Source organism: Pseudomonas marginalis, from assembly GCF_024169655.1.
Lineage (GTDB): Bacteria > Pseudomonadota > Gammaproteobacteria > Pseudomonadales > Pseudomonadaceae > Aquipseudomonas > Aquipseudomonas paraveronii.
In genome coordinates, this window is sequence record NZ_JALJWV010000001.1 from 2046375 (window position 1) to 2062308 (window position 15934).

15 protein-coding genes are annotated in these 15934 nt (G+C 60.3%); 9 read left to right on the top strand and 6 right to left on the bottom strand.

Annotated elements, in window-relative coordinates; all coding sequences use genetic code 11:
- The first annotated feature begins 88 nt into the window (after positions 1-88).
- Positions 89-982 (top strand): LysR family transcriptional regulator, encoded by an 894-nt coding sequence (locus J2Y83_RS09340; RefSeq protein WP_253394669.1) that lies wholly within the window; start codon positions 89-91, stop codon positions 980-982.
- A 223-nt stretch (positions 983-1205) separates the two neighbouring features.
- Here J2Y83_RS09340 and J2Y83_RS09345 read toward each other — a convergent pair whose 3' ends face one another.
- The 3 genes from J2Y83_RS09345 to J2Y83_RS09355 are packed head-to-tail and all read right to left on the bottom strand — an operon-like array spanning position 1206 to position 4237.
- Positions 1206-2303: a DNA alkylation repair protein gene (locus J2Y83_RS09345; RefSeq protein WP_253394671.1), complete on the bottom strand. Its 1098-nt coding sequence runs from the start codon at positions 2301-2303 to the stop codon at positions 1206-1208.
- 18 nt (positions 2304-2321) lie between these two features.
- Positions 2322-3668, bottom strand: coding sequence for a glutamine synthetase family protein (locus J2Y83_RS09350; protein ID WP_253394673.1), 1347 nt, complete (start codon positions 3666-3668; stop codon positions 2322-2324).
- An 11-nt stretch (positions 3669-3679) separates the two neighbouring features.
- Positions 3680-4237, bottom strand: coding sequence for a helix-turn-helix domain-containing protein (locus J2Y83_RS09355; protein ID WP_253394676.1), 558 nt, complete (start codon positions 4235-4237; stop codon positions 3680-3682).
- A 133-nt stretch (positions 4238-4370) separates the two neighbouring features.
- On the opposite strand from J2Y83_RS09355, the gene J2Y83_RS09360 reads away from it, so the two are divergent.
- Entirely contained in the window at positions 4371-5564 is a 1194-nt protein-coding gene (locus J2Y83_RS09360; RefSeq protein WP_253394678.1) for an MFS transporter, read from the top strand.
- Here the strand turns inward: J2Y83_RS09360 and J2Y83_RS09365 are convergent.
- Both J2Y83_RS09365 and J2Y83_RS09370 read right to left on the bottom strand, forming a co-directional pair.
- A complete protein-coding gene (locus J2Y83_RS09365; RefSeq protein ID WP_253394679.1) occupies positions 5527-5799 on the bottom strand; it encodes a DUF1652 domain-containing protein in 273 nt (90 codons plus the stop codon). The genes J2Y83_RS09360 and J2Y83_RS09365 overlap by 38 nt on opposite strands.
- Before the next feature lie 130 nt (positions 5800-5929).
- The gene (locus J2Y83_RS09370) at positions 5930-7426 is read right to left on the bottom strand and encodes a PAS domain S-box protein (protein ID WP_253394681.1); all 1497 of its coding nucleotides are present in this window, start codon (positions 7424-7426) and stop codon (positions 5930-5932) included.
- A 167-nt stretch (positions 7427-7593) separates the two neighbouring features.
- Here J2Y83_RS09370 and J2Y83_RS09375 point away from each other — a divergent pair, with 167 nt between their 5' ends.
- A complete protein-coding gene (locus J2Y83_RS09375; protein WP_247398239.1) occupies positions 7594-8214 on the top strand; it encodes a transglycosylase SLT domain-containing protein in 621 nt (206 codons plus the stop codon).
- A 12-nt stretch (positions 8215-8226) separates the two neighbouring features.
- Here J2Y83_RS09375 and J2Y83_RS09380 read toward each other — a convergent pair whose 3' ends face one another.
- Positions 8227-9114 carry a nitrilase family protein gene (locus J2Y83_RS09380; RefSeq protein ID WP_253394683.1) on the bottom strand — a complete coding sequence of 296 codons (888 nt, stop codon included), beginning with the start codon at positions 9112-9114 and terminating at the stop codon, positions 8227-8229.
- 313 nt (positions 9115-9427) lie between these two features.
- On the opposite strand from J2Y83_RS09380, the gene J2Y83_RS09385 reads away from it, so the two are divergent.
- The 6 genes from J2Y83_RS09385 (at position 9428) to J2Y83_RS09410 (ending at position 15933) form a co-directional block, all read left to right on the top strand.
- Positions 9428-9679: a hypothetical protein gene (locus tag J2Y83_RS09385; RefSeq protein WP_253394684.1), complete on the top strand. Its 252-nt coding sequence runs from the start codon at positions 9428-9430 to the stop codon at positions 9677-9679.
- 281 nt (positions 9680-9960) lie between these two features.
- Positions 9961-10305 (top strand): FKBP-type peptidyl-prolyl cis-trans isomerase, encoded by a 345-nt coding sequence (locus tag J2Y83_RS09390; protein WP_247398250.1) that lies wholly within the window; start codon positions 9961-9963, stop codon positions 10303-10305.
- Positions 10306-10317: 12 nt separating this feature from the next.
- Complete coding sequence (locus J2Y83_RS09395) at positions 10318-10917, top strand: GNAT family N-acetyltransferase (protein WP_253394685.1); 600 nt, start codon at positions 10318-10320, stop codon at positions 10915-10917.
- Between the two features lie 582 nt (positions 10918-11499).
- Complete coding sequence (gene mgtA / locus J2Y83_RS09400; RefSeq protein ID WP_253394686.1) at positions 11500-14205, top strand: magnesium-translocating P-type ATPase; 2706 nt, start codon at positions 11500-11502, stop codon at positions 14203-14205.
- Between the two features lie 84 nt (positions 14206-14289).
- Complete coding sequence (locus J2Y83_RS09405; RefSeq protein ID WP_253394687.1) at positions 14290-15006, top strand: MgtC/SapB family protein; 717 nt, start codon at positions 14290-14292, stop codon at positions 15004-15006.
- A 300-nt stretch (positions 15007-15306) separates the two neighbouring features.
- Positions 15307-15933, top strand: a complete 627-nt coding sequence (locus J2Y83_RS09410; protein WP_253394688.1) for a response regulator transcription factor — start codon at positions 15307-15309, stop codon at positions 15931-15933.
- Position 15934 lies beyond the last annotated feature (1 nt).

The following is a 15934-nucleotide window of genomic DNA, read 5'->3' on the forward strand; positions in this document are numbered from 1 at the left end:
GTTAGTTTTCGTCTTAAAAATGTTAGTTTTTACCCAGCCGCTGTGCGTTTTTAAACAGCGCGGCCCAGGCTCACGGATTGGAGGCGCTATGTTCGACTGGAATGACCTGCGGTATTTTCTCGAGTTGCAGCGCAGCGGCCGCCTGCTCACCGCCGCGCACCGTCTGAAAACCACCCACGCCACCGTGGCGCGGCATATCGAGGCCATCGAGAAAAGCCTCGGCACCGCGTTGTTCGTGCAGCACGCCCACGGCTATGAGTTGACGCCGTCCGGTGAGGCTCTGCTTAAACATGCCGAAGCCATGGAAAACGTCGCGCTGCTGGCTGAAGACGAACTGACCCACACCGCCGCGCCCCTGGGCAAGATCCGCCTGGGCGTGGCCGAAGGGCTGGGCGTGATGTTCCTCGCCAGCCGCATGGGCGGGCTGTTTGAGCGCTACCCGGGGTTGGAAGTGGAACTGGTGGCCGTGCCGCGCTTCGTCAGCATCCTCAACCGCGAAGCCGAGATCAGCATCCACCTCGAACGCCCCAGCGTCGATCAACTGGTCACGCGCAAACTCACCGACTACCGCCTGGCGCTCTATGCCAGCCGCGCTTATCTGGCGCGTAACCCGCCGATTGAAAAACGTGAAGACCTTGCCGGCCATGCCTGGATCGATTACGTCGACGACCTGCTGTTCAGCCAGGAACTGAAATTCCTCAGCAGTTTCTGTCGCAACCCCAAGGTGGTGTTCCACAGCACCAGCGTGATCGCCCAGCACCAGGCGGCGCGTTCCGGCCTGGGGATTGCTGTGTTGCCGTGCTTTATGGCGGCCAGTGACCCGGACTTGGTGTCGTTGCTGCCGGGGGAGGGGATTCAGCGCAGTTATTGGATCAGCTCGCGCAGGGAATTGCACAAGTCGGTGCGGCTGCGGGTGCTGTGGGATTACGTGGTGGAGTTGTGCGCGCGCGAGCAGCCACTGTTGCTCGGCGAGTCCACCTGAAGAAACCGGATCAAAAATGTGGGAGGGGGCTTGCCCGCCGATAGCCGTGTGTCAGCCAAAACATGCATGACTGAAGCACCGCTATCGGGGGCAAGCCCCCTCCCACATTTTTGACCTGGTTCAGCTTCCAAGATCAGGTCGGCTATAAGGCCAAGCAAGAGCAAAAGCAGATCAGGGTCTATCTGATCTATGGAGATCCAAATGTGGTGTTGCTTGAACTGAGTCAATCGCGCAGTTCGAATTCCGCACTGCCCAGCCGTTCGCCGTTTACCAGCACATGCACCGCGTGCTTGCCGGGGTAATGTTTGCGCGTGGTCAGTTCACGGATATGTTGTTCGCGGCTGATGCGCTGGTGCTCGCCTGCGCCAAGGGTAAAGGCCTTGAGTTTGAACACTTTGGCCGCGCTGTGGCCGGCGCTTTTTACATAGTCGATGGCGTAGTCCACCACCAGTTTCTGTGGCGCAGCGGCGGTGGATTCGAGGCTGAAGGTCAGGTTGATCCGCTCCCCCAGTTTGATCACCGCCGGGGTGACGCGCAGGTGATGAATCTTGACCTCGGCCTTGGCTCCTGCGCCGATGATCGTCAGCGCGCGGGTGTTGCCTTGCTTGATCAGGCTGCGCAGCGCATGGCGGGCGATCCACGCAGTGTGCGGGTTATCCAGCGACCAGCCTTCGATCCGGCTGAGCACCCAATCGGGGTGGTCCTTGGTGATGTCGTTGAGGTGGTTGGCCACGGACTTGCGCACATAGAGGCTGCTGTCGGCCTTGAGGCTGTCGAGGATCGACGCGCATAGCTCGGGGTTGGCCTGCACGTCGGCCAGGCGAAATGACCACGGCAGTCGCGGTCGCGAGCCTTCGCTGGCGAGACGGCGCACGTGTTCGTTGTCATCCAGCGCCCACTCTTGCATCACCGCCAGGGTGCGCTCGAAGTCGTGCAGCAAGAAGTGCCGGATCGCGAATTCGGAGGAACCAAAGGTCGTGAAGTATTTGAGCGCAGCCATGGAACGCTTGAAGTCATCCCGGCCATGACTTGCCACGTAGTGTGGCAGGAACAGGCTGACAAACCCGCTGTTCAAGCGCGGTGCGAGCGCATAGAGCAGCTTGAGGGTCTGCGGGTAATCCAGCGGGATCACCGCATGCAGGCTGTCGCTGACCCGCGCCATGCGCTGCATCACCGACAACTCGGCCAGCCCGGCCTTGGCGTGCTTGAGAAACCCCGTGGCGTCGAACGCCGGGTACACCGCCGTCATCTCGGTGGCAATGTGTTGCAGGCGTTCGAGGTTGAAGATTTCCTTGAGGGCCGGGGCGCTTTGGTCGGTCATCGGTGATTCCAGGGGGGGTTAGAGAAACCAGCGGTATTCCCGCGTGTTGATCTCCTGTTGAAACGCCAAGTGGTCCTGGCGTTTGTTCTCGCAGTACACGTCGACAAATTCTGCGCCCAGCTTATCGCGCAATACCGCTTGATGTTGCATGGCGCGCACGGCTTCGAGCATTTCCAGGGGGAAGTCGGTGCCGCTGTTGCGGTCGTCGTTCAGTGGGGCGATGGGTTCGCGCTGGGCTTCAAGCCCGTGCTCCAACCCCGCCAGAATCGCCGCCAACACCAGATAGGGGTTGGCATCGGCGCTGGCCAGGCGGTGTTCGATGCGCAGGTTGCGCGGGTCGGATTCCGGGATGCGCACGCACGCATCGCGGTCTTCAAAGCCCCAGCTCGCACGGGTGGCGGCGTTGACCGTACCGCCCAGGCGGCGGAAGGCGTTGTGGTTCGGCGAGAAGATCGGCATGCAATGCGGCAGCAGCTCCAGGCAACCGGCCACGGCGTGGCGCAGGGGCTGCTGTTGATGGGCGGCGAGCAAGTTGTTGCCGGCGCCGTCGTACAGGCTGACATGCACGTGCATGCCGCTGCCGGGGAATTGCAGGTAGGGCTTGGCCATGAAGCTGGCGCGGTAGCCGTGCTTGAGCGCAACGCCACGGGTGCTGCGGCAGAACAGGGCGGCCCAGTCGGCGGCGCGCAGGCCATCGTCCAAGTGGCCGAAGTTGATCTCGAACTGGCCGGGGCCGAGTTCGGCGGTGATCACCGTGATGTCGATGCCTTGGTCCTTGGCGGTTTGTGCCATATCGTCGAGCACCTCGCTGAAGCGCGACAGTCGCTCGATATGCAGGTTGGGCTGGTCGTCGGCGTCTTCACTCAACGGGTCGCGGGCGAATTGCGGCAGGCCGTTGTCGAGCTTCTTGTCGAACAGGTAAAACTCCAGTTCGAAGGCCACCACCGGATGAATGCCCTTGTGGTGCAGGCGTTCCAGGACTTTGGCCAATACTTCTCGCGGTTCGAATTCGATAGGCGCTTCGGTGCCGTCCGAGGTGATCAGCATCTGGCCCAGTGGCTGCGATTCCCAGCTCACCGGCATGAGTGTGCCGGGCACCAGGCGGCGGTTGGCATCGGGGTCGCCGTCGTTGAAACAGTAATCGCCGATCTTGAACAGCCCGCCCTGAACCCCCAGCAGCACGGCGTTCTGCGGCAGCTTCAACGGGCCGCCGGCGGCGACTTTTTCCAGCATCTCCACTGGGTAGCGCTTGCCGTAGAAATGCCCGGGGATGTCCAGGGCGATCAGGTCAACGTAACGCACGTCGGGGTGGTTCTGGCGAAAGCTCCGTACTTCGGCCAGCAGCGTGGAGGAATGGCTTTTCACGGGTGTAGCTCCTAGTTGTAAACCCACAGCACGCGGGCGGGCAGTTCGGTCAGGTTGGCGTAGCGGCAGCGGGCGAAACTGGCCAGGTGGAAGCTGTCGCCCTGGCGCAGGGTGACCGAATCGGCTTCCCCTTCCACCCACAGCGTCAGCTCGCCCTCCAGCACAAACCCGGCCTGTTCGGCGCGGTCGCTCATGGTCTGCTCACCGCTGTTGGCGCCGGGGGCCAGCAGGCTGTCGAGCATCGAAAACGCACCGTTCATGTTGGGGGAGACCAGGATGTCGGTGATGCCATTGGCGTAATACACCGTGCGCCGCTCGTTGGGGCGCGTCACCCAGTTGATGGCCTTGGGCTTGCTCAGGCTGTAGAAATAGGTGGTGGGTACGTCAAGGGCGTGACTGATGGCGGTCAGGTCCGCCACGGTCGGGCGTGACAGGCCACGCTCGACCTGAGACAGGAAACCCACCGAGCGCTCGATCTTTTGCGCCAATTGCGCGAGGGTGAGTTTCTTGTACTTGCGCAGGTCGTGGATCAGGATCGCGAGGGCTTCGAGTTCTTCTTGTTGGCTCATGAAATTTATTTCGTTAAATTTCATGAAAAACTACATGAATATTTTCACGATGGCAACGCCTGCTTTTTTTCAGGTTCCTGAGGTAAGGTAACCGGCTGCAATGGTCGCGTTACCTTCATGGAATGAGAGCAGGATGCTTGCCACCCTAAGACACTACCCCCGCACCGTGAACCTGTTGCTGTCGGCCACGTTGATGCTGACGCTGGCCAAGGCGATCACCTTTCCATACCTGGTTATCTACCTCACCCGTCACTTTGCCCTGGACATCACCCAAGTCGGCCTGGTGATCGGCAGTTCGCTGATCGTCGGCTCGTTGCTCAGCGTGTACGGCGGGTTTCTCGTCGATCGCATCAGCAGCTATCGGTTGCTGCTGGGCTTGAGTGCGCTGTTTATGGTGGGCTTTATCGGCACGGTGCTCGCGCAGAATATCTGGGCGTTCTATGGCTGCCTGATCCTGATCAACCTGGCTTACGCGGTCATCGATATTGCGATCAAAGCCGGCTTTGCCAGCCTCCTGCCGGAAGACGCGCGCAGTGAAGTGTTTTCGATCAAGTACACCCTGACCAATATCGGCTATGCGCTGGGGCCGTTCTTTGGCGCGATGGTGGCCAAGCTGGATATCAGCTTGCCGTTTATGCTCTCGGCGCTGTTGGGGGCGGGGTTTTTCCTGGTGTACTGGCGCTGGGGCGATCGTGCGCTGGCGACTGTCGATACCACGCAAAAGCCGGTGTCGTTCCTGGCCGTCGGCCGCGTGTTGTTAAAGGATCGGCGGCTGGTGTGCTTCACCGTTGGTGGCTTGCTTAGCGCGGTGGTGTTCGGCCAGTTCACGGCGTATCTGTCGCAATACCTGGTGACCACCACCACTGCTGAATACACCTACAAGGTCATCAGCGCCGTACTTACGACCAACGCCGTGTTGGTGATTGCCCTGCAATACGTGATTGGCCGCCGCATCTCGCACCGTTACTTGAGCCAGTGGCTGATCTTCGGCTTGAGCATGTTCATGCTGGGGTTGATCGGCTTTGCGCTGTCCACCAGCGTGCTGTGGTGGGTGCTGGCGATGGCGGTGTTCACCGTGGGGGAAATCGTCGTGTTCCCGGCCGAGTATATGTTTATCGACCGCATTGCCCCGGACCACCTGCGTGGCATGTATTACGGGGCGCAGAACCTGTCCAACCTCGGCGCCGCGCTGGGGCCGGTGCTGTGCGGGCTGGTGTTGGCCAGTCAGCCGGCTCCGTTCATGTTCTACATGCTGGGGGCGTTTATCATCGGCGGTGGGGTGTTCTATTTCATGGGTGCGAGGCTGAAGGCAAGTCATCCAGGGTGAGTTTGCCCAGGTGGTTGCTCTGCAGCTCGTAGCGTAATTCTTCGACCATCTTGTCCACTTCTTGCGGGGTCTGCAGCCGTTTGGTGCTGATCCCGGTCACTACCAGGTCGACGCGGCCGGTTTCGGCGTCGAAGACTTTGAGGGTCAGCGAGGCGTCGCGGCACAGGGTGAATTCGCAGGTCAGCGGCGACAGGCCTTCTTCGATGCAATTTCGCAGTTGAGACAGGGTAAACATGCTAATTCCTTCCGGGTGTCGAGTAGGACGACACAGCCTCTAAACCCTGTGTCCACCTCCGGAAGGTTAAGCATTACGCCCACGCGCAATAAGGCGAATTCGCACTAGCGGCACTAGTGCATTTGCACGTTCAACGTTTGTTTTTAAGGCGCAATTCACCGGCGAACAGCCCGCGTTCACGGGCCCAGACGATCGCCGCGCTACGGCTATGCACCCCCAGTTTTGAATACACCGTGGCCACATGGTTGCGCACCGTGTTGGGTGCCAGCTTCAGGCGCGAGGCGATCTCTTTGTCGGCCAGGCCTTCGCAAATCAAACCCAGTACATCGCGCTCGCGCGCGGTGAGGTCGGTGAAGGCAATGCCCGGCACGTTGGGGCGGTTGACGCTTTTGGCGTTGGCCAGTTTTTCGATCAGGGTCTGGCTGAACCAGGAGGCGTCCTGCATCACTTCCTCGATGGCCGCCACCAGCTCCAGTTCCGAGCGTTTGCGTTCGGTGATGTTCATCAATACCAGCAGGTAGCAGGGCACATCCTGGATGCTTACGGTATCGGCGGACACCACGCAGTCGATCACCTCATCGCCTTTCTTGCGCACCTTCAGATCCAGCCCGTCGAGGTTGCCGGCTTTTTCCAGGGTGGCGAACAACTGCGCGCAGGCCTGGGCGCTGTCGATGAAGTTGATGTCTTCGATGGCTTTGCCGATCAGCTCTTCGCTGGTGTAGCCGGTCATGTTCATGAAGGCTTCGTTGATATCCAGTACTTGCTGGTTGGCGGCGCTGCACACCAGGGTCGGCACGGGCGAAAGGCGGAACGACTTGGCGAAGCGCTCCTCACTCTGGCGCAGGGCGATTTCCGCCTTGCGCCTAGGTTCCAGGTCGGTGAAGGAAAACAACATGCAGTCTTCCTCGTTCATGTCCAACGGCTGGCCGGCCACGATCACCAACTTGCTGCCGCCCTCGGGCAATCTCAATTCGGCCTGCATCTGCGGGATGGTTGCACCTTCGGCCAGGCGCTGGATGGCCAGGTCCTTGCGCTCGGCGTGTTCCAGTACGTCGAGTTCGTACACCGAACGGCCGATCACCTGGTCGCGGTTGAAGCCGGTCATCTCCAGAAAGCCCTGGTTGACCTTGATGTAGCGCAGGTCGCTGAGGCGGCAGATCACGGCGGGGGCGGGGTTGGCGTTGAACGTCTTCTCGAAGCGCTGCTCGGCGCTCGCCCATTCGGTGGCGTCGCTGAGGATCAACACCAGCAACTCCGGTTCACCGCGTGAATCGGTCAGCACCAGGCTGCGTAGGCGATGGACCCAACTGCGCTCGCCGTCGCCGGTGGACGTGACTTCCACGACCACGTCGCTGAACGCTTCGCCGGCCGCCAAACGGCTGAGGGGGTAGCTGTCCAGCAACAGCGGGTGGTTATTGCGATAGCGCAGGGCGAACCGCTCGGCATACGCCTGATTGTTCGCGCCCAGGTGCTCGACCGCGCTGACCCCGTGCATGCTCAGCGCGGCTTCGTTGGCCCAGAGGATGGTCTGGTCGAGCTCGGCCAAGATCACTCCGTCGGACAACCCGGAGATGATTTGCTGCAATTGGCGGCGATTGGTTTCTTTGGCGAGGACGTCCTGGCTCATGGTTTCTCCGGGGAATGGGCGCATGGGAGTTACGACACCCGGGCTTTGGGATAGTGCAGAGCAATTGTGCCGTGCGACCTGGCACACGTTGGCGAGGCTGTTTTTCCACCGGCCGCATTGAAGGCGTAAGATGCCGGCCTTTTTAGCGTATCCCGCAAAGGTGCATCTTGAGCGCAGGCAAAGCCGTCGGATTGTTAATACTCACTTCTCTACTGGCGGCCTGCGGCACCTCGCCGCCACGCACGCCCAACGACCTCTGCGGCATCTTTCGCGAAAAGGCGGACTGGTACGACGCCGCCCAAGTCACCCAAAAGCGCTGGGGTGTGCCGATCCAGTTGCCGTTCGCCATCATGTACCAGGAGTCGGCCTTCCGGCAGGACGCCAAGGCCCCGCGCAACTACCTGTTGTGGATCATCCCCTGGGGCCGCGTCTCCACCGCCGCCGGCTACGCCCAGGCCAAGGATGAAGTGTGGAACGACTACCGCAAAAGCACCGGCCGCAGCGGGGCCAGTCGCCAGGACTTCGACGACGCCATCGACTTCGTCGGTTGGTACATGGACAAGACCTACACCCTCAACGGTGTGTACAAGTACGACGCCTACGGCCAATACCTGAATTACCACGAAGGCTGGGGCGGCTATCGCCAGCGCACCTACGCCGGCAAAGCCTGGCTACCGCCCGTGGCCAGCAAGGTGCAGGCCCGCTCGCAGTTGTATGCGCAGCAATATGCGGGTTGCAAGAATGACTTGGGGCGCGGGTTTTGGAGCCGGTTTTGGCATTGGTTGTGAGGCCAGTCGTGCTCAACGCGGTAATGCACGATGCTGCATGTAGCCCAGCATCTGATCGTACAGGTCAACCCGCCGATCCCTTTGCAGATCATTGAGGCTGTTCCAGATGGGCGCACTGCGCGCGCTGCTCAGGTCGATATCGGCGAACAGAATCTCCTGACGATTGGCCGACGCCACCTTGCCGATCGGCCACCCATTGGTCCCGGCAATCAACGAACACCCCAGGTAACGGGCATCGCGTTCTTCGCCGATTCGGCTGGCGGCGGCGATAAACACGTTATTGACGTGCGCAGCCGTCATCGTCAGGTAAGACGCCATGCACTTGCCGGCGTCGTCGAACAATGGGGGCGGCGTCCAAACCCAGTTGTTCAGGCTGCAAATGATATCGGCACCTTGCTGGCTCAGAATGCGCGGCACTTCGGGGAACCAGATGTCCCAGCAGATCAGCATGCCGATCCGCCCGATGGGTGTCTCAAAGACTGGAAAGCCGGTGTTTCCAGGGGTGAACCACAGCTTCTCGAGGTTCCATAAATGGGCCTTGCGGTACTTGCCGATAAAACCATCCGGGCCGAGCAGCACCGCCGTATTGAATAATTGCATGCCGTCGATTTCGCTCAGGCCCGCCACCAGATAGACCTGGTACCTGCGGGCAAAGTCGATCCATGCCCGCATACTCGACCCGCCCGGCACTGCTTCGGCGTGATCGAAGGCATCTTTGCGACAGGAAAAGAAGTAACCGCAGTTGGAAAGCTCCGGCAGCACGATCAGATTGGCGCCGCCGTTCGCCGCCTCGGCTGCCAGCTCCAGGCTGCCTCGCAGGTTTGCGGCACGGTGGTCCACGCCGACCTGGGGATCGAATTGCACGACAGAAACACGTACAGGGCTTGTGGTTTGGTTCATTGCGGGTGACCTCTTTGGGTGGATACCGCCGGAGTGGCTGGCGCTCCATAAGAGGTGATCTGACGGGCGAGAGAAAATCGGGCGCTTCCGGTTGAGGTGTCAGTGGGCTCTTGATAGTTCGCTGCCCCTATTCGTGGAGAGAGGTCAGGTCTTTCGGTCCCTGCGAAATTGGATCGACACGCACTGGCATTGGTTGTGAGAACGACACCCGGCAACTGGTACAGACCTGTGAACTCTGACAGTAGGCAAGATGCAGTGAGCTTCTTAAGCTGCTGCGTGTGCCCTCACGGATTGTTGAAGAAGGAAACTGGCAATGAAAAAGTCTGAATTTAGCGCTTACCTTGATAAAGAGATTAATACTGTCCAGGGCCGTATCTCACCCAAGGACAGCAAGTCCGATAAGGTCGATTCGGGCCGGGTGGAGTTTTTGACAGCGTTGAAGGATGTTGTCGATGGGAAGCCCCAGCCTAAAAATGTGGGCGTTGTCGGCGCCGTCAATGACGTGTTGCAGACACTAGGTCTGCTCTCTCGCGACAAAACCTTACTGTCCGGCCTTGAGCTTTGAGGCGGTGATTGCTTTTGTTGTGGTGAGGCAATCATCCCTCATCACAACGCGTGCCGCCGGTGCAGCGCGGCTGCATGCACTCCAGTGATCAATTCACCGCCCCCCCGATTATATTCACCGAGTGCGATCTCGAAATAGCGCCTGTGCGCGAGGTGCTGCCCAGCCGGCGGAAACGCCCCGCAGGTTAAAGAGAAATGTCATTGATCTGACGCTTCCTACACTTGCCAAACCCCGCTGATTCTGGGAAAACCCAGCCTTTGCGCAGTCAACGAGAGCCCCCCATGAGCGACGAACAACTCCAGATCACCGACATCCGCCCCGGCACCGGCAAGGCCGTGGTCAAGGGTGCGTTGATCACCACCCAATACACCGGCACCCTGGAAGACGGCACGGTGTTCGATTCGTCTTGGGAGCGGGGCAAGCCGTTTCAGTGTGTGATTGGAACGGGTCGGGTGATCAAGGGCTGGGATCTGGGGTTAATGGGCATGCAAGTTGGCGGCGTGCGCACATTGTTCGTGCCGGCGCACCTGGCGTATGGCGAGCGCTCGATGGGCGCGCATATCAAGCCCAACAGCCCTTTGCGCTTTGAAATTGAATTGCTGGAAGTGCTGACGCGCGATGATTGAGGGCGGCTGAACATGGACGTTGATTTGCACGCGTTACCTGGCTGTTCCATCGAGGGCGTCGCGGTGGTTGAGCTGCTGGACGCTGATGAAGCCGAGCTGCAGGATTTTTTTGAGCGGTCGCCGAGTTACTTCCTGGCGGTGAATGGCGAACCGGCCACGTCGACCGAAGCTCGGGACGAATTACAGGGCCAGTTGCCGGCCGGCTGGAGTTGCCGCCGGATGTATTGGCTGGGCTATCGCGACAGCGAACAGCAACTGGTGGCCGTGGTGAATATCGCGGCGGATATGCTCGCGAGCGGGGTGTGGCATATCGGCTTACTGCTGGTGGATACGCGCCTGCATGGCAGCGGGCTGGCGCAACGGTTGCACGCCGACCTCGAAGCATGGGCCGTCACGCAGGGTGCCGAGTGGCTGCGCCTGACGGTGGTGGTCGGTAATCGCAAGGCCGAGCGCTTCTGGCCGAAACTGGGGTATGTGCCGGTGCGTATTCGCGAGGGGATCAGGATGGGGCGACAGCTGAATACGGTGTCGATTCAGGTCAAGGCGCTGGTGGGTGGGCAGGTGGATGATTACCTGATACGGGTGCCGCGAGATCGACCTGTTGCACCTTAGCTGCGGATAGACACATTCAACCTGTGGGAGGGGCGGTGCGACGACTCGACTTGCTCCCGATGGCGGTGGGGCAGTTAGCTTATCTCTAGCTGCACCATCGCCATCGGGAGCAAGCTCCCTCCCACATTTAAGCGTCGGAGGGCTTCAAGATAGGGGTTCCTGAACCCATCCTGAAGAATTCTCCTATTCATGATGTAGGTACTTTCCTGCGGTTTACTCTCCTGTAGTCGGGGCGTAAGCTTCGCGCGTTTTCATCAATAGCGGAGACCCTCAGTGGGTACTTGTTCAAGTGACAGTTGTCGGCCGGTTTCGGTAACCGGCACAGACTTGGCAAGGTAACGCGCATTGTTCCGATGCCGTTGTCTCGCCAAACAGCGAGAAGCGGCATCCCGGCGGCGACCAGTTCTGGCGCCTGTCTTGATCCCCTCTCATCGACGCTGACCAGCACCTGACTCACCTCAGGCTGCTACGGACGCGCCTGCCTTTTTGCGGCAGGCGGGCCCGGCTGGCTGTGCCTTCTTAATCGGGCGCGGTTTAGCTGGCCGTACCTGCACGACGGTTTCCTCGCGCAGGAGTAACACCATGAACTTCACTCTGTTGAAAGAGTTCTTCGCCGGCTTCCTACGGACCCGGCATATCGCCCGGCATTTCCGTCGCCTGGCACTGCTCGACAGCGTCACCGACGCCAGCGTCAGCCGCGAAGTCCCGCCGACTCTGGCACAGACCCTGGTGGTCGCCGCCAACAGTAGCGCGGAGCAACTGCTGGGCACCCTGGGCAGTCATGCCGAAGGCTTGAACGCCCAGGAAGCCGACGCGCTGCGGGAGCAATACGGCCTCAACGAAGTCGAGCATGAGCAGCCGCTGCCCTGGTGGGTGCATGTGTGGCACTGCTACAAAAACCCCTTCAACCTGCTGCTGACCTTGCTGGCGGTAATCTCCTGGCTGACCGAAGACATGAAGGCCGCCACGGTGATTTTTTCCATGGTGGTGCTGTCGACCCTGCTGCGGTTCTGGCAGGAGGCCAAGTCGAACAAGGCTGCCGATGCGCTCAAGGCCATGGTAAGCAACACCGCGACGGTGTTGCGTCGCGAGGTAGGCAAACCCATCGAACTGCCGATCAAGCAACTGGTGCCGGGCGACCTGGTCGTGCTGTCGGCCGGCGACATGATCCCCGCCGACTGCCGCGTGCTCAACGCCAAGGACCTGTTCGTCAGCCAGGCGGCAATGACCGGCGAATCGATGCCGGTGGAGAAGTTCGCCCAGCAGCAGGACGCCAAGACGCGCAACCCGCTGGACCTGGAAAACATCCTGTTCATGGGCACCAACGTGGTGTCCGGCGCGGCGACGGCGGTGATCCTGACCACCGGCAACAGCACCTATTTCGGCGCGTTGGCCCAGCGTGTCACCGCCACTGACCGTGCAACCACCTCGTTCCAGCAGGGCGTCAACAAAGTCAGCTGGCTGCTGATCCGCTTCATGTTCGTGATGGCACCGCTGGTGCTGTTCATCAACGGTTTCACCAAGGGCGACTGGACCGAAGCGCTGCTGTTCGCGCTGTCGATTGCCGTGGGCCTGACCCCGGAAATGTTGCCGATGATCGTCACCTCGACGTTGGCCAAGGGCGCGGTGTTTCTGTCGCGCAAGAAGGTCATCGTCAAGCGCCTGGACGCGATCCAGAACTTCGGTGCCATGGACGTGCTGTGTACGGACAAGACCGGCACGCTGACCCAGGACAAGATTTTCCTGGCGCGCCATGTGGACGTGTGGGGCGAAGAATCCGACGACGTGCTGGAAATGGCCTACCTCAACAGTTACTACCAGACCGGCCTGAAAAACCTGCTGGACGTGGCGGTGCTGGAGCATGTGGAGGTGCATCGCGAGCTGAAAGTCGCCACCGCGTTCCAGAAGGTCGATGAGATTCCGTTCGACTTCAACCGTCGCCGGATGTCGGTGGTGGTGGCCGAGCAAGGCCAGCCGCACCTGTTGATCTGTAAAGGCGCGGTGGAGGAGATTTTGTCGGTGTGCGGCCGGGTGCGCCACGGCGACACCAATGAAGCGCTGACCGATGAGTTGCTGGCGCGCATCCGCCAAGTGACCGCGGCCTTCAACGAAGAAGGCTTGCGGGTGGTCGCGGTCGCCGCGCAGCCGATGTCCGACGGGCGCGATACCTACAGCCTGGCAGATGAAAACAACCTGACGCTGATCGGTTACGTCGCCTTCCTCGATCCACCGAAGGAAAGCACCGCGCCTGCCCTCAAGGCTCTGAAAGCCCACGGCGTGACCGTCAAAGTGCTGACGGGCGATAACGAACTGGTCACCGCCAAGATCTGCCGCGAAGTGGGCCTGGAGCAGCAAGGTCTGCTGATGGGCAACGACATCGAGGACATGACCGACGCCGAGTTGGCCAAGGCCGTGGAAACCACCAACGTGTTCGCCAGGCTGACGCCGTCGCACAAGGAGCGCATCGTGCGCTTGCTCAAGGCCAACGGCCATGTGGTGGGCTTCATGGGCGACGGGATCAACGACGCACCCGCGCTGCGCACTGCCGATATCGGTATTTCAGTGGACAGTGCGGTGGACATCGCCAAGGAAGCGGCTGACATCATCCTGTTGGAAAAGAGCCTGATGATCCTGGAGGAGGGCGTGCTCGAAGGCCGGCGCACCTTCGCCAACATGCTCAAGTACATCAAGATGACCGCCAGCTCCAACTTCGGCAACGTGTTTTCGGTGTTGGTCGCCAGTGCGTTCATTCCGTTCCTGCCGATGCTGCCCATGCACCTGCTGGTGCAAAACCTGTTGTACGACATTTCGCAGATCGCGATTCCATTCGATCACGTCGATGAAGAAATGCTCGCCAAGCCGCAACGCTGGCAACCGGGGGACGTGGGCCGTTTCATGCTGTTTTTCGGGCCGATCAGTTCGATCTTCGACATCACCACGTTCGCACTCATGTGGTATGTGTTCGATGCCAACACGCCGGACCACCAGACCCTGTTCCAGTCGGGCTGGTTCGTGGTGGGGCTGCTGACCCAGACGCTGATCGTGCACATGATCCGCACCCCGAAAATCCCATTCCTGCAAAGCCGTGCGGCGATGCCGTTGATGGTGATGACGGGGGTGATCATGGCCGTGGGGATTTTCCTGCCGATGGGGCCGCTGGCGCACTACTTCAAACTGCAGGCGCTGCCGTCGCTGTACTTTGTGTTCCTGCCGGTGATTCTGTTGGCGTACATGGCGTTGACCCAGGCGGTGAAGGGTTACTACATCCGCAAGTTTGGCTGGCAATAACACGCGCTATCAAACGCTCCTGGACCCGGTTCCCTGCGGGTCCAGGGGTGGTTTCAATTTGCCGCAGCATTCATGGAGTTTTTTATGCAGGCAATCAACAACATCAACCTCAACTCCCTGATCGATACCGTGGTCAGCCTTACCGCGGCGTTTATCCTCGGTGGCTTGATCGGCTTCGAGCGCCAGTACCGCCAGCGCACGGCGGGCTTGCGCACCAACGTGCTGGTCGCAGTGGGCGCGGCGATTTTCGTCGACATGGCCAACCGCCTGGGCGGCGCGGAAGGCGCGGTGCGGGTGGTCGCGTATGTGGTGTCGGGCATCGGCTTTCTGGGGGCCGGTGTGATCATGCGCGAAGAGGGCAATGTGCGCGGGCTCAACACCGCCGCCACCCTCTGGGCCTCGGCGGCGGTGGGCGCCTGTGCCGGTGCCGACCTGATCCTCGAAGCGCTGCTGGGCACGCTGTTTGTGCTGGCGGCGAACACGTTGCTGCGGCCGATCGTCAATAACATCAACCGCCAGCCGCTGGATGTGGTGTCGGCGGAGGTGACCAACATCCTCTATGTGATTGCACAGCGCAGCCAGCAACAGGCGGTCATGGTGTTGCTGGAAGCCGAGCTGGCGCGTAGCAACTACCCGGCCAGTGATGTCGATGTGCGATCGTTTGGCAGTGAAGAAGTGGAGATCGAAGCCACCCTGGTCGCCACCTCGGTGGACGGTGACGAGCTGGACGCCCTGGTGGCGCGTATTTCCACCTCGAGTCTGGTGGTGCAGGCTTTCTGGAGCCCAAGTACCACCGATTGATCGACCCTAGCCAAGCCTGGACCTGCCAAGGGTTGGCTATGCTCTTGTGAGGAAAGGTCCTACACGCAGCCAGGATTATCCCTTCGTATGAAACGTCACTCCATTGCTAAGGTTGATCGCTGCGGCTTTCCAGCAGCAATGATATGGCTTCAAGTGTTCGTGGTGGTTTTCAAAGGAAGGGACCAGGCACCCGCCTTCTGGCGAGCTGAGGGGCAGTACCGTTTGTCGGAACTGTCAATTCTCACAGGTGGCTGGGTTCCGTGTGATGTGTCAGCGTACTTTGTCCTGTCAGGGGTTTTTATGAGCAAAGCGTTAATAGTGGATGACCACCCGTTTATCCGTGCCACTGTCAAATTTCTGTTGAAACAGGAAGGTTTTACTGAAATCGATGAAGCCGGTAATGGTGCGGATGCCGTGCAGAAGGCCAGGGAAGGGCGCCCGGACCTGGTGATTCTCGACCTGGCGATGCCCAAGTTGGGTGGCCTGGAGGTCATCAGTCGGATCAAGGCCTTGGGTCTTCCATGCAAGATCCTGGTGCTTACATCCTATTTGGCGGTGTTTTTTTCTACCCGTTGCATGCGGGCGGGCGCCATGGGGTTTGTCGCCAAGACCGGTGAGCTGGACGAACTGCAAAAAGCAATCAAGGCCGTGATGTCCAACTACAGCTGCTTTCCCAGCCTGCCCACCAGTTCGGTGCGCCGCGATGATTTGCAAACGACTGAGTGCGAGTTGGTGGAAGCCCTCTCGGATCGCGAGTTGACGGTGCTGCAGAAGCTGGCCCTGGGCCTGAGCAACAAGGAAATCGCCGAGGACATGTTGCTGAGCCACAAGACCATCAGCACCTACAAGACTCGGCTCAAGGAGAAGTTACGCATGTCGTCGGTGGTGCACTTATCCAAGTTTGCCCAGCGCAATCATCTGATCTGAA